Origin of the sequence: Streptomyces milbemycinicus, from assembly GCF_002154605.1 — a bacterium.
In the GTDB taxonomy this organism is placed as follows: domain Bacteria; phylum Actinomycetota; class Actinomycetes; order Streptomycetales; family Streptomycetaceae; genus Streptomyces; species Streptomyces milbemycinicus.
In genome coordinates this window covers 61,187-74,040 of the sequence record NZ_MUNE01000127.1, presented here as the reverse complement: position 1 = coordinate 74,040, position 12,854 = coordinate 61,187, and the positions used below count along the sequence as shown (strand labels likewise).

The following is a 12,854-nucleotide window of genomic DNA, read 5'->3' as shown; positions in this document are numbered from 1 at the left end:
AGACGGCTTGGCGACTTTGACTCATGGACACGGAAGGGAAACCCCAGATGCGCTTCGACAAAAAGGTCGCGATCGTCACCGGCGGGGCCCGGGGCATGGGTGCCTCGCACGTACGCGGCCTGGCCGCCGAAGGCGCCCGGGTCGCCGTCTGCGATCTGCTGGACGACGAGGGAGAGGCCCTGGCCGATGAGCTCCCCCACACGCGGTACTGCCACCTCGACGTCACCGACGAAGCGCAGTGGCAATCCGTCGTCCGCACAGTCGAGGACACCTTCGGCCCCGTGGACGTCCTGGTGAACAACGCCGGGATCATTCACTTCGGCGGCGTGGTGGAGCAGTCGCCCGAACACTTCCGCCGGATCCTCGACGTCAACCTGGTGGGCGCCTTCATCGGCATGCACACCGTCCTCCCCGGCATGCGCGACCGCGGCCACGGGGCGGTCGTCAACGTCTCCTCGGCCGCCGGCCTCGTGGGTTTCGCCGGCGGCATCGGCTATGTGGCGAGCAAGTGGGGGGTGCGAGGGATGACCAAGGCCGCCGCACTGGACATGGCAGGCACTGGGGTACGCATCAACTCCGTACACCCGGGCGTCATCCGCACGCCCATGGGTGAGGACGCCTCACCCGGACTCTTCGCCCATCAGCCGGTGCCCCGCATCGGGGAGCCCGAGGAGGTCACCCGCATGGTGCTCTTTCTCGCCAGTGATGACGCCTCCTACACCACAGGCGGAGAGTTCCTCGTCGACGGCGGCCAGACCATCGGCCACAGCAGCCACTCCCCTACGACAGGGGATTAGCGCGATGCGGTGACCGGGGGTCACCGCAACCGACGCCCTACACATCCGTCACATCCGTGCGGACGGTGAACAGGACACCGATCCCGATCAGGCAGACCACCATGACGAAGAACGCCGGGGAGAGCAGGTTCCCGGTCCGCTCGACCAGGAAGGCCGCGATGTACGGAGCCGTACCGCCCGCGAGGACGGTGCCGATGTTGTACCCGATCGCCATGCCGGTGTAGCGGACCCGGCGTTCGAACAGATGCGGCCACAGACTGGCCGCCGGGACCTGTACGAACGCGCTGCTCAGCATGAAGAGCAGATAGGCCAGGCCGGCCAGGGCCAGGCTGTGCCGGCCCATGAGCATCATCGCGGGGTAGGCGGTCACCAGGAAGCCCAGCAGCCCGCCCATCAGGACACGACGGCACCCGAACCGGGCGGCGAGCCAGCCGGCCGGCACCATGAGCAGCACGGTGACGAGCACGACACCGGCGCTCAGCCAGAACACCAGCGTGGGGTCGTAACCCAGTTTGGTGGACAGGTAGATACCGATGTACGTCAGCCCCAGGAAGATGGCGCCGCCCTGCGCCATGGCCAGGCCGATGGACTGCAGCAGCGCGACGCGGTGGGTGGACAGGACCTCCCGGATCGGAGCCGCCGGGATGTCGGCACGCCGTGCGGCCTCCTCGAATTCCGGAGTGTCCTCGATCCGCAGCCGGGCCCACAGACAGACCAGGGTGAGTGGCACGGCCATCAGGAACGGCAGCCGCCACCCCCAGTCGGCCATCTGTTCCTTGGTGGTGAGGGCGGAGATCGCCCCGGCCGTGGCGGCCGCGAACATGAACCCGAGGTTGGACCCGATGGGTGTGACGGCACCGAGGAAGGCCCTGCGCCGGGGCGGCGCCGACTCGTAGATGTAGGTGTAGGCGCCGACCGACTCGCCCCCCGAGGAGACGCCCTGCACCAGCCGGGTGAGGAACAGGAGCACCGCGGCGACCACGCCGATCTGGCTGTAGGTCGGCAGCAGTCCCGTGATGCTGCTGGCCACTCCCATGCACAGCACGGAGGAGACCAGCGCTTTGCGACGCCCCCATCGGTCGCCGATCCACCCGAAGAAGACACCGCCGACCGGTCGTACCACGAGGCCGGTGGCGAACACGGCAAGCGCCGCCAGCGTCGAGGCCGCCGGATCGTCGCTGGGGAAGAACTGCGGAGCGATCGCCACGGCGAGATAGCCGTAGACGCTGAAGTCGTAGTACTCGATCAGGGTGCCGATGCTTCCGGCGAGCATCGCGCGGCGCACTGTACGTGGAGCGTACGGCGCCGACTCCGACCCCGGCGGGGCGGGCTGCTGTGTGGTGCTCACGATCCGGCCCTCCTTCCGACGGCACGGTCCCGTAACCCTGCCGACGCCCGGGACGGTACAGAACTGAACTCAGTACAGCTAGCCTTTGAGCAAGGGTTTCCTCGGAGTGCGCGACGGATACCCGGTGGAATGACGTGCGCGCGGCCGAAAGCGGCGCCTACCCCTTGAGGATTTGAATTGGATTCGGTTTACTCACACAGGGGATCGGGCGAGCCGCCGAGCGGTCGCGCGCCCACGACGCGGAGCGCGATGTCGCCGTACTGGTAGGCGAGTTGATCGACGGTGAACTCGCCACCCTCGTGAAACCAGCTGGAGACGCCGATCCCCATGTCGAGGATCGAGTACGAGGCGATCCTGGCCGACTGCACACGGAAGGCCCCCTCGGCGGCACCCCGCTCGATGAGTTCACGGAAGCGGCGCTCGTAGTCGCTGCGGCGGCCGAGGACCCGATCCTGGGCGGGCTGCTCCAGGCTGCCGATCTCGCGGTTGCCGACGAATGCCTCCAGGCGGTGGCGGGCGTGGTAACGGATATGCGCCTCCACGGAGCGGCGAAGCTGCTCCCGCACGTCGTCCGCGCCGGCGACGGCCGCGATGTTGCCGGCGATGAGCTGCTCCATCGTGCCGATCATGATCTCGGCCAGCAACTCATGCTTGGAGGCCACGTGTTTGTAGAGACTCGGACCGCGGATGCCGATGGCGGCCCCGATATCGGCCATGGTGGTGGACCGGTAGCCCTGCGCGGCGAACAGCCGCAGCGCGGCCTGCCGGATGGCCGAACGGCGGTTGGCCGCGAGCGCGGCCTCCGGCCGCGCCGGCCGATGCGGCCGCTCGTATGCCCCGCCTTGGGCTGAGCTCATACGGACTCCTGATGCTATCGATGGTTAGCCTATTCCACTTTGCCGAGCTGTTCACCCTAGCCCGCTCCCTTGACACGCCCGCCCTTCTGCCCATGAGATGGCTAATGCCCAGTAGCCAAGCTCGGGAGTGAAGGTGTCCATCGGGTTCGAGATCGACGAGAGGGTCGCGGAGATCGCGCGGCGCACCACCGAGTTCGTACGGGATGTGGTGATATCCGAGGAGCAGGCGTGCGACGGCAATGTCCATGCCGGACCCGAGCCGCTGCGCCGCCGCCTTCAGGGCGCGGCCCGCGAGGCGAGGGTGTTCGCGCCGCATGTCGGCGCCAAGTGGGGCGGACTCGGGCTGGACCTGTGCGGGCAGGCAGTGGTGTTCGAAGCGGCCGGGTACTCGCTTCTGGGACCTCTCGCGCTCAACTGCGCGGCGCCCGACGAGGGCAATGCGCATCTGCTCGAGGTAGTGGCCACGGAGCAGCAGCAGGAGCGGTACCTGCGCCCGCTGGCTGCCGGTGAGGTGCGCTCGTGCTTCGCGATGACCGAGCCGGCGCCGGGCGCCGGCTCCGACCCGCGTGCGCTCACCACGACCGCGACGAAGACCGACGGCGGCTGGCGGATCGACGGCCGCAAGTGGTTCATCAGCGGCGCCGACGGGGCGGCCTTCGCCATCTGCATGGCCCGCACCTGCGGCGGCCCCGGCGACGCGGGCGGCGCGACGATGTTCCTCGTCGACGCCGACAACCCCGGCATGAAGATCGTCCGGAATATCGACACTCTGGACCAGGGGCTCTTCGGCGGGCACAGCGAGATCGTCTTCGAGGGCTGCGAGGTCGAGGACACCGCCGTGCTGGGCGAGGTGGACCAGGGATTCGCGTATGCCCAGGTGCGCCTGGGGCCCGCGCGCATGACCCACTGCATGCGCTGGCTCGGAGTGGCTCGGCGAGCGCAGGACATCGCCCTGGAGCGCGCGGCGGACCGTTCGGCCTTCGGCAAGCCGCTGGCCGAACTGGGCATGGTGCAGCAGCTGTTGGCCGACTCCGAGATCGACATCGAGACCGGCCGGGCAGTGCTGTGGCGGGCCTGCTGGGAACTGGACCAGGGCCGCCCGGCCGCCCAGCACACCTCGATCGCCAAGACCTATGTCTCCGAGGCGGTGAACCGGGTGGTCGACCGGGCCGTGCAGATCTGCGGTGCGCTCGGCATCTCGGGGGACACCCCGCTGTCGCGGCTGTACCGGGAGGTGCGTCCGTTCCGTATCTACGACGGTCCCTCGGAGACCCACCGCTGGGCCATCGCCAAGCGCGCGGTGCGGGCAGCGCGGGAGCGGAGGGCCATTCGGTGACCACCTCCGAGACGCCGGTGGCCGGAGTCGACGTGGCCGCGCTGCGGCGTTATTTCGAACGCCACGTACCCGAGTGCGCGGGCCCGTTGAAGGTGACGCCCCTGCACGGCGGTCGCTCCAATCTCACCTACGAGGTGACCGACGGGACACGCCGGTGGGTGCTGCGCCGACCGCCGTTGGGGGTGCTGACACCGACCGCGCACGACATGGACCGCGAACACCGCGTCGTCGCGGCGCTCGGCGGCACCGGGGTGCCGGTCGCCCGGGCCGTGCTGTCGTGCACGGACCCGGAGGTGATCGGAGCCCCGTTCTGCGTCGTCGGCTTCGTGGAGGGCACGGTGCTGCGCGACGGCGACAAGGCAGCCGCACTGCCGCCCGACGACGCACGGCGCGCCACCGACGCGCTGGTGGACGCCCTGGTCACGCTGCACTCCGTGGACGCCGCCGCCGTCGGGCTCGGCAAGTTCGGCCGTCCCGACGGCTATCTGGAGCGCCAGGTGCGGCGATGGCGCGGACAGTGGGACAACGTCGCCACGCGGCCCCTGCCCGACCTCGACGAACTGCACGGCAGACTGGCCCGCGCCCTGCCCGAGAGCGGCACCCCGGCCATCGTGCACGGCGACTACCGCCTGGACAACACCATCCTGGCGCCCGACTTCGGGCGGATCGCCGCGGTCGTCGACTGGGAGATGGCCACGCTCGGCGATCCTCTGGCCGACCTCGGGATGCTGCTCATGTACTGGGATCGGACCTGCGAACCGGTCCTCGGGGCGCGCCACGTCCCGACGGCCAACCCCGGATTTCCCTCGGGCCCCGAGCTGGCCGAGCGATACGCCGAGAAGTCCGGCCGGGACATCGGCCTCCTGCCTTACTACCAGGCGATGGCCTGTTTCAAGCTCGCCGTCATCGCGGAGGGCATCCACGCCCGCTACCGCGCGGGACAGACGGTCGGAACCGGATTCGAACGGGTCGGCTCCGCGGTGCCCGCGCTGCTGGGCTCGGGGTTGGAGTTGCTGCCATGACCACTGACACACCGAACGAAGGAAAGCCCGTGCGAGACCGACTGTCCGGACAGATCGCCCTGGTCACCGGAGCGACCGGCGGCATAGGCGCCGCCGTCTCGCGCCGACTGGCCACCGAGGGCGCCACGGTCGTGGTGACCGACGTGGACGCCGGGCGCTGCGACCGACTGGCGGCAGAGCTGACGGCCGATGGAGCGCGGGCACTGGGCCTCGCGCTGGACGTGAGTGACGAGGAGGCGTGGCGCGGCGCGGTCGAGCGCGTGGTCTCCGCATGGGGTGGCCTGTCGGTGCTCGTCAACAACGCGGGTATCGCCGAGATGCGCACTGTGGAGACGGAGACCCAGGAGTCGTGGGACAAGGTCATCGCGGTGACCCAAGGCGGTGTCTGGCTCGGCATGAAGCACGGTGGACCCGCGATCGAACGCTCCGGTGGCGGCTCGATCGTCAACATCGCGTCGATATTCGGCACGGTCGGCGGCTTCGGAAGCCAGTTCTCCTACCACGCGGCGAAGGGCGCGGTCCGGCTGATGACGAAGAACGCCGCCCTGCACTGGGCCACGCGCGGCGTCCGGGTCAACTCGATCCACCCCGGTTTCATCGAAACGCCCCTCTCCCGCGAACTGTGGCGGGGCACGCCCCGCCACACCGCGATGGTCGAGGGCACCCCCATGAGGCGGCTCGGCAGGCCGGAAGAGGTCGCGGGGGCGGTCGCGTTCCTCGCCTCCCAGGACGCGAGCTTCGTCACGGGCTCCGAGTTGTACGTGGACGGCGGCTGGACGGCACGCTGACCGAATAATCGGTGCTGCCGCGCGCCGCCTGCTTCGAGCCGCGCACCGCGGCGAGGCCGATGAAGATCATGGACGACACACCTGCCAGTGCGAAGGCGGTGAAGCCCCAGTCGCCATTGCCCGCCGCGAGCAGCCGGCCGCCGAGCCACGGCCCGAAGACGGCGCCGAGGCGGCCCGTGCCGGAGGTCCAGCCGACGGCGGTGGCGCGGTTCTCCGAGGTGGAGCGGATCGAGACCGTCGCGTAGACCATGGTCTGGGCGCTGTTGAGGAACACGCCGGTGAGAAAGACGACCGTGAACGTCAGCGCCAGTGGCATGTGGATGCTGAGCAGGAAGACACCGGCGGCGGTCAGCGCGAACCAGATCGCCGAGATGCACGGCGCGCCGAAGCGGTCGGAGGCTCGGCCCGCGACCAGCATCCCCACGATGCCGCCGAGGTTGAACAGGACGACGAAGGTCAGCGTGGAGCCCAGCTCGTAGCCCTCGCCGCGCATCAGGGTCGGCAGCCAGGTGGCGACGCCGTAGACCAGCAGCGTGTGCCTCGTTCGTGATCAGGATGTGGTCGAGGGCTTCAGCCGTCCACTCCGACCTGCACCGCGAACGCCCCGCGCTCCACATCGCCCATCGGCAGCCGGTAGGAGTCCGCACGCTGTCCGTAACGCTCCTGCCAGGACACATCCGCGATCCGGGCCGCACGCAGCCAGTCACGGCGGCGACCGCCAGGGCCTCGAGCGCGCACCGCAGGGTCTCTGCGCAGAACTCCAGCCGGTTCACGTCCCTCACCAGAGCCAGGACATGGGTGGCGTCCGTGCGCACACGTCCGCCCGCGCGCAGGAAACCCAGCCCGGACAGCTGGGACAGCAGCCGGTCCAGGAGCACCTGCTCGTGGCTGTGCTCAACCAGGCGTGTCCGGAAGCCGGAGAGGACGGAGAAGTGGAAACCCTGGATCCTCCAGCTCCAGCCCGAGGAGATATTTCCAGTCGATCCTGGAGCGGACGGCATCAGCAGCCTGGCGGTCCGTCAGCTGCTCAGCGAACTGCATGACCGACACCATGGCCGGCATCCCCGGTGCAAGACCCGGCCCGCCCCGGGCCGGGAACGCTGCCGCGAAGTCCGCGTCCTGGAACAGCACACCCAGCTCGTTGCGGACCCGCATCGCCAGACAGCCTTTGGGGAACGCCGCCCTGGCCACCCGAGCGGTCGTCTCAGGGGTCTCGGGAACGGGGACAGGACGCAGCGACACCGCCGATCCTCCTCACTTCCCCGCGAACAGACCGATCCCCAACACCATCCCACCCCCGAGAACCCGCAGGTCAGCCGATACTCAAGAATCGGGCGACAGAGTCCTGCAGAGTGGCGAGTCCAGGCGCCGGACATGCCAACGGCCGCGCCCGCGTGAAGGGGGCGCGGCCGTTGGCGCGATGGCCGTTCCTGTCAGCCGCCCTTGGTCAGGCGCGCGCAGGAGTTCAGGGCGTCGGTGGCCTCGTTCCAGTTGCAGATGGAGAACCACACCCCGCTGACGCGGTAGAAGGGCTCGTCGCCGAACGAATAGAACTGACTGTCGTGGACGCGGTACTCCCGGAGAACGCCCTGGTCGCTGTGCACGACGAGGCTGGAGCCCCAGCCGTCGCCGTCGTTCAGGTCCCCCACCTTGATGTCTTGCAGGAAGGCGGTGTAGCTGCTGCCGACTTTCTCGTAGTGGTAGCGCACAGACGCGTAGGAAGCGTTGTTAGTCGACTGCCCCCCGAAGATCGAGCCGTCAGCCGCCTGGGCGGATCCGGCCAGGGCAACGGTGAGGGCTGCGGCCCCGGTCAGTGCTGTCACAGCGGTGCGTAGGCGCACGGTGGCTCCCATGTTGTCTTGGATGCTGGCCCTGGCGACTGTCACCGGCCTGCACGATCCCTTCGGCCCCTGGCCCGGTCCCGCGGAGACCATGGCATTACGGAAATGCATCTGTTCCCCCTGTGGTCCTCGCCGTTCGGCGGTGGAACGACCATGCACGACCGGGTTTGCAGAAACCTGGAACAAACCTCGAATCTGCTGATGGCAGCCCATGCGCACCCGATCGCTATCACGATCGGATCAGCCAATCGAGGCAGCGCTGCCGCATGTACGTGTTCGCCGCCCAGCCACCCGAATACTCCGCCGGGGCGTCGGCCAGGAAGTAGTCCGCAGATCACCGGGGCCTGCACAGCGGGGTGAGGTGGGCTGCGCGGTCCAGGGCACGCAGAAGCTCGGGCTCCCACCCGGCGCGAGGGAGATCGAGGGCGAGCAGGCCCGAGGCGCTGAGCGTCGAGCTGCACCCGCTGCTCGACGCCGAGCCGCGCTCGCGGCCGCGGTGAAGGCCAGGCGCAGCCGCTGATCGATCGCCGTGCAACGGTGCCGGCTTCTGTGCCGACGCCGAGGCCCGGCAGCAGGACGTCGTCGGCGCGATGCTGGGCGCGGAAGGACTCGCGCAACTCGCCCGAGCCCTTGGTCTCAGCTTCGGTCTTATCGGGACGCTGAGGCAGCTCGGCGCCGGGTCGGCCGACGTACCACTCCATGTAGCGGCGGAGTTCGGCTGACCGATCGCTACCGAGTGTGGCGGCGGCGTTCCGGAAGACCACGCACATCTGAGTAGGACCGCCCATGCGCCCCTCAACTCCTGCGCCCTTGGATGTCGGACATGGCCGAGGACATGACCGAGGAGCCTCCGGAAACACGCACGTACCGAGGGTGGAAGGGCGCCCAGCTCAAACGCTTCGAGGAAAGCCTCAGTGTCGCCTGGACTGTCTACCGGCTCGGCCTCGCACTGCCGGTCGGCCTGCTGCTCGCCGACTACATCGCGACGTGGCGGCGGCGCGAGGCCGCCCGGCTGTGGCTGGCCTTCCTTGCTCCGCCCTCGGCCCTCATCCCCTACATGCTCTTCGCCAGCATCCTCGACTGAGCCTCGCAAGGCAGGAGCAGGCGGCGGGATACAGCGGGTCGCCGATGGCGTCGGCCGCTGACGTCGTACCTGCGGGGTGCCTCCGCTGGGGCATCCCGCAGGGGCCGGAACAGGAGGACACCGGAACTGGCGGAACGCTTGGCTCACTCAAGCGGACTGGGGCGGGGAGCCGAGTACACCGCGTTCGCGGAGCAAGGTCAGGTGCTCCAGTCCGCCAGGCCGGTACAGCGGTGCCGCCTCGACGTCGGCTTCGGCCGCGCTGACGCGGTGGACCGGGCCCGTGCCGGACTGCTGGACAACGGGGGCTGAAGATGCGGTCCACGGCCCAGCGGCCGACGTACGCCGCTCCTGATCGTGATGGTACGGATATCCCCTGGTGCCGGGCGAGTTGGACTTTCAGGGGCCGGCGCCTCCCATGCCAAAATGGGCCCGCCCGTCGGCCGCGCCGCCACAATGGGCGGGCCCAGTTGGAGTGAAGAAGCCCCGGGCGGTGCGCCGGGGCCGGGGAGGAGTCCAGGTGTCCCAAAGCACCACATCCAGTGTCGGCAGGGCCGCTCTGTTCGGGATCGTCTTCGGCGCCGTTGGCGCCCTTGGCGCCTGGATCGCAGGCGGCGGCCTCCAGCCAGGCGCCTGCATACTCGCGGGACTCGTCATGGCGGCCATCATGTTCTTCATCCGACTCGCCCAAATCCTGGCCGCTGCCCGAAGGTGACCCAAGGCCGCCGCGGAGACCTCGAGGCGGCCCGTCATGACCAGCAGAAAGAACCCTCACTTTGAGGGTCACGGCGGTGCAGCAGCACAGCACCGCGGGCCCCGGCTCCCTTGTTGAGGGGGACCGCCGGTGCCCAGCCGACGGCGGCCCGGCGGCCGCGTCTCCATCTGGTCCTCGAGGAACGGGACAGGAGGCTCGACAGCGGCGCGCTCCGCAACCGTATGGGCGCGCTCACGGTCATCCCCAGTCGGCGACGACTCCGGCTCACCGAGACGAGGACCGGTGCCCAAGGTTCTCGCGCATGTTTTACCTGTTGTTTGTGCTTCTCGGTGGGAGCGCAGTTCTGCTGGTCATGCCGTATCGGGCTGTGGCCGACTCTTGCAACAGGTTGACATGGACTTCGCGGGGCGGTTGTGCCTTGGTTTCCGCCGCATTGATCGCCCAGTCCGTGCTTACCGGCCGTGGGGTCCAGCCGTTAACGGCTGCCCCACTGGACCAGAGCTACTTGGGAGTCGACCGCTTCGAGTGCGTCGTCGAGTTCGAGGAGCCGGGAGCGCATGAAGTCGCGGTACTGCCTGTAGGAGTCGAACTCCTCGCTGGTGACTTGTACGAAGTCGCTGAGGCTGAGCCCGTTGATGAAGGGGAGATCAATCTCCAGGATCGGCCGGACCACCCGGCTGGCGAGAGGCTTTGTCCTCGCCAGATCCACGGCTCGGCCGTGCTCCACCACGAAGTCGATGGACCGGTCACTGAACGACGGGAGCGGACCGGGCGGCGTACGGTCCTCGCTGAACATCATAGAAGCTGCGCCATCTTGAAGTAGCTGATCAGGGTGGTGGCGTGAGGGTCGTTCGGGGTGCTCGTGCTGGTGGTGGGCGGCAGTCGAGGTGTAGATCGTCTGGCAGGGTTGGTTTTGCGGGTTCTCGTCCGTCGGGATCGGCGCCGCTCGTACGCTCCGGCGCATGATGGACCCCGAGATACAGGAACGGATCGCCGCGCGTCGTGCGGAGCTGGACGGACTCGAAGAACAGCTGGTCAAGCAGCTGGCGGCGGTGCGGGCCGAGCGGGATGAGCTTGCCGTGGCCGAGCGGGTGTGGCAGCGGATGAGTGAGCAGCTCGCCGACGAGCGGGCCCAGGCCGGATCGCCGGTGGTTCAGGTGGCGGGTCGGGCAGTGAGGGTGGTCCCGGGCGTGGGCCGGGAGTTTTGGAGTCCGCGTTGCCGGCGGAGTATCAGCGCATCCTGGCTGCCGTGCGGGCGGCCGGCAGTCCGGTCGCTACCCGGCAGATCGGCGAGGCGCTGGGCGTGGACACCGGGGTGCGGGGCAAGCTGGAGCCGCTGCGCGGGAAGCTGACGAAGCTGGCCGACCGCGGCTGGCTGCACAAACGGCCCGACGGGAAGTTCACCGTCCGCCCGTGACCGGCCCGCACGGACGGCAGGGCGTAACCAAGGTGCCCCCGGCGGCTGTTGGAATTGTGCGACGAAAACCAATAAACATGCCGGGGACACCGTGTCCCTGGTCTACCAGTGCCGCCTGCCGCTGTCCACGCGCACCGTGAACTACCTCGCCGATCTGCTGCGCGGCCACCTGAAGTCGATACGGTCCAGGTGGCGGGCACTGCCGGCCGGGAGGATCGCGACCATCGTGCTGGCCGTGCTGCGGCACGATCAGCGCCTGGCCGACATGGCCGGCGGCAACGACGTCTCCGCCACCACCATCCGGCGCTGGCGCGACGAGCTGATCACCTTGCTGGCCGCCAAGGCCCCACGGCTGGACCGCGCCCTGAAGAAGATCGCCCGGCGGGGCGGCGAGGTCGTCCTGATCGACGGCACCCTGATCCCCACCCAGCCGCCGCACCGGGACGGCGAACCGGCCGAACTACTCCGGCAAACACCACCGCCACGGCCTGCACATCCTCGCCTGACCGACGAACGGGGCCGGATGATCTGGATCTCCGCGGCTCGGCCCGGCCGCACTCACGACATCACCGCCGCCCGCCGTGACCGCATCCTGTCCCACCTACGCGCCGCCGGCCTCGGCGCCCTGGTCGATCTCGGCTTCCTCGGCCTGGACGACGACCCGGATGACCCCGTAGTCGTCACCGGCCTCAAGGCCACCCGCGCCCGCAAGCTCACCACCAGCGAAAAGGAAGCGAACCGGGCGCTCGCCGCCGCACGCGCCCCGGTCGAGCACGGCTTCGCCCATCTCAAGAACTGGCGGATCCTCACCAAGCTCCGCACCGATCCCGCCCGCGCGACCGGCCTGCTGCGCGCCCTGTTCGTCCTGACGAACCTCGAAGGAGCCCGCTGACAGATGATCTACACCCGAGACATCCGCCCAACACCAGCATGACCACCCCGAACGACCCTCACGCCACCACCCTGACCAGCTACTTCAAGAGGGCGCAGCTTCACTGAAGCTCGCAGCCACGGAGCGTCACGGAGTCCACGTAGGTTTCCGAAGCTCGTTCGCCGGTTACCGGAAAGTCATATTCGGCGCGGTACGGCTCCGTCCTGCCAGCGGTAGAGGTCGCGCAGCAGGGAAATCTCGGCGCCATGATGGATCAGCTCCCTGTTGACGTGCAGGACGATGCCCTCCATGGGAAACCGCTCGGGACCCACCGTGGGCGGATTCTCCAGGTCAGCGTCCGAGAGCTCGCGGACCCCCGCGTTCCATCTCCCATACATCTCATCGAGCTGTTTTAGCGCCTCGTCAGCGGTCCCCGCGTAGGCGAATGTCTGGGAGTCGACGTCCTGGCCGCCGAAGTGCCATCCGACCCGATAGCCCAGGCAGGAGACGATGATGTGCGCCAGCCGCCAGGCAATCGTGGTCACCGGCGCCGGCACCGGGTCAGGGGACGCGGAATCCATCGTCCATTCCCCCGAACCTGCCGACATCGGTGCGGCCGACGTGCCACGTGGGCGGATGCTCCAGCAGCCGCGCACCGGCTCCCAGAAGTACTCCTCATCGGCAAGACCGTGCAGCCGCGGCCGCAGGTTCTTGTGCCAGTGCCGGTCCAGCTGGTCCGCGAGTCGCTCGCTTCTTGTCATTTCCGCACACTACATACAAC

15 protein-coding genes and 1 pseudogene are annotated in these 12,854 nt (G+C 69.0%); 8 read left to right on the top strand and 8 right to left on the bottom strand.

Annotation, left to right across the window (positions count from 1 at the left end; translation table 11 throughout):
* Window positions 1–47: 47 nt before the first annotated feature.
* Window positions 48–797, top strand: a complete 750-nt coding sequence (locus CCN51_RS11315) for an SDR family oxidoreductase (protein ID WP_014182416.1) — start codon at window positions 48–50, stop codon at window positions 795–797.
* Window positions 798–834: 37 nt separating this feature from the next.
* Here CCN51_RS11315 and CCN51_RS11310 read toward each other — a convergent pair whose 3' ends face one another.
* Complete coding sequence (locus CCN51_RS11310; protein ID WP_014182417.1) at window positions 835–2,145, bottom strand: MFS transporter; 1,311 nt, start codon at window positions 2,143–2,145, stop codon at window positions 835–837.
* A 188-nt stretch (window positions 2,146–2,333) separates the two neighbouring features.
* Window positions 2,334–3,002, bottom strand: a complete 669-nt coding sequence (locus tag CCN51_RS11305) for a TetR/AcrR family transcriptional regulator (protein WP_014182418.1) — start codon at window positions 3,000–3,002, stop codon at window positions 2,334–2,336.
* Window positions 3,003–3,135: 133 nt separating this feature from the next.
* Between CCN51_RS11305 and CCN51_RS11300 the strand changes: the two genes are divergently transcribed.
* The 3 genes from CCN51_RS11300 to CCN51_RS11290 are packed head-to-tail and all read left to right on the top strand — an operon-like array spanning window position 3,136 to window position 6,148.
* Entirely contained in the window at window positions 3,136–4,338 is a 1,203-nt protein-coding gene (locus tag CCN51_RS11300; RefSeq protein ID WP_055414373.1) for an acyl-CoA dehydrogenase family protein, read from the top strand.
* Entirely contained in the window at window positions 4,335–5,360 is a 1,026-nt protein-coding gene (locus CCN51_RS11295; RefSeq protein ID WP_014182420.1) for a phosphotransferase family protein, read from the top strand. The genes CCN51_RS11300 and CCN51_RS11295 overlap by 4 nt, the downstream gene beginning before the upstream one ends.
* A gap of 29 nt (window positions 5,361–5,389) precedes the next feature.
* On the top strand, window positions 5,390–6,148 hold the full coding sequence (locus CCN51_RS11290) for an SDR family NAD(P)-dependent oxidoreductase (RefSeq protein WP_014182421.1): 759 nt from the start codon (window positions 5,390–5,392) through the stop codon (window positions 6,146–6,148).
* Here CCN51_RS11290 and CCN51_RS11285 read toward each other — a convergent pair.
* The 4 genes and pseudogenes from CCN51_RS11285 to CCN51_RS11275 form a co-directional block, all read right to left on the bottom strand.
* Window positions 6,102–6,680 (bottom strand): annotated as a pseudogene (locus CCN51_RS11285) (MFS transporter); the annotation flags it as partial. The gene CCN51_RS11290 and the pseudogene CCN51_RS11285 overlap by 47 nt on opposite strands.
* A 38-nt stretch (window positions 6,681–6,718) precedes the next feature.
* Window positions 6,719–6,886, bottom strand: coding sequence for a hypothetical protein (locus tag CCN51_RS54870; protein ID WP_158104660.1), 168 nt, complete (start codon window positions 6,884–6,886; stop codon window positions 6,719–6,721).
* Window positions 6,887–7,042: 156 nt separating this feature from the next.
* Window positions 7,043–7,390: an IS5 family transposase gene (locus tag CCN51_RS11280; RefSeq protein WP_014182424.1), complete on the bottom strand. Its 348-nt coding sequence runs from the start codon at window positions 7,388–7,390 to the stop codon at window positions 7,043–7,045.
* A 191-nt stretch (window positions 7,391–7,581) separates the two neighbouring features.
* Window positions 7,582–8,001, bottom strand: a complete 420-nt coding sequence (locus CCN51_RS11275) for a hypothetical protein (protein ID WP_014182425.1) — start codon at window positions 7,999–8,001, stop codon at window positions 7,582–7,584.
* Between the two features lie 811 nt (window positions 8,002–8,812).
* Here CCN51_RS11275 and CCN51_RS11270 point away from each other — a divergent pair.
* Both CCN51_RS11270 and CCN51_RS54865 read left to right on the top strand, forming a co-directional pair.
* Window positions 8,813–9,073, top strand: a complete 261-nt coding sequence (locus tag CCN51_RS11270) for a hypothetical protein (protein WP_014182427.1) — start codon at window positions 8,813–8,815, stop codon at window positions 9,071–9,073.
* A gap of 138 nt (window positions 9,074–9,211) precedes the next feature.
* A complete protein-coding gene (locus CCN51_RS54865; protein WP_014182428.1) occupies window positions 9,212–9,382 on the top strand; it encodes a hypothetical protein in 171 nt (56 codons plus the stop codon).
* Window positions 9,383–10,260: 878 nt separating this feature from the next.
* Here CCN51_RS54865 and CCN51_RS11260 read toward each other — a convergent pair.
* Entirely contained in the window at window positions 10,261–10,584 is a 324-nt protein-coding gene (locus CCN51_RS11260; protein WP_014182430.1) for a hypothetical protein, read from the bottom strand.
* 417 nt (window positions 10,585–11,001) lie between these two features.
* Between CCN51_RS11260 and CCN51_RS57225 the strand changes: the two genes are divergently transcribed.
* Together CCN51_RS57225 and CCN51_RS11250 are read left to right on the top strand one after the other, a co-directional pair.
* Window positions 11,002–11,202, top strand: a complete 201-nt coding sequence (locus tag CCN51_RS57225) for a hypothetical protein (protein ID WP_014182431.1) — start codon at window positions 11,002–11,004, stop codon at window positions 11,200–11,202.
* Between the two features lie 91 nt (window positions 11,203–11,293).
* Window positions 11,294–12,094 (top strand): transposase family protein, encoded by an 801-nt coding sequence (locus tag CCN51_RS11250; RefSeq protein WP_014182432.1) that lies wholly within the window; start codon window positions 11,294–11,296, stop codon window positions 12,092–12,094.
* Window positions 12,095–12,270: 176 nt separating this feature from the next.
* On the opposite strand, the gene CCN51_RS11245 is transcribed toward CCN51_RS11250, so the two are convergent.
* Window positions 12,271–12,834 carry a DinB family protein gene (locus tag CCN51_RS11245; protein ID WP_014182433.1) on the bottom strand — a complete coding sequence of 188 codons (564 nt, stop codon included), beginning with the start codon at window positions 12,832–12,834 and terminating at the stop codon, window positions 12,271–12,273.
* Window positions 12,835–12,854: the final 20 nt, after the last annotated feature.

Bases quoted from the DNA above. Each gene is read 5' to 3' on its own strand.
- CCN51_RS11270 (WP_014182427.1), top strand. From the start codon at position 8,813: ATGGCCGAGGACATGACCGAGGAGCCTCCGGAAACACGCACGTACCGA.
- CCN51_RS11275 (WP_014182425.1), bottom strand. From the start codon at position 8,001: ATGGGAGCCACCGTGCGCCTACGCACCGCTGTGACAGCACTGACCGGG.
- CCN51_RS11260 (WP_014182430.1), bottom strand. From the start codon at position 10,584: ATGATGTTCAGCGAGGACCGTACGCCGCCCGGTCCGCTCCCGTCGTTC.
- CCN51_RS11315 (WP_014182416.1), top strand. From the start codon at position 48: ATGCGCTTCGACAAAAAGGTCGCGATCGTCACCGGCGGGGCCCGGGGC.
- CCN51_RS11245 (WP_014182433.1), bottom strand. From the start codon at position 12,834: ATGACAAGAAGCGAGCGACTCGCGGACCAGCTGGACCGGCACTGGCAC.
- CCN51_RS11305 (WP_014182418.1), bottom strand. From the start codon at position 3,002: ATGAGCTCAGCCCAAGGCGGGGCATACGAGCGGCCGCATCGGCCGGCG.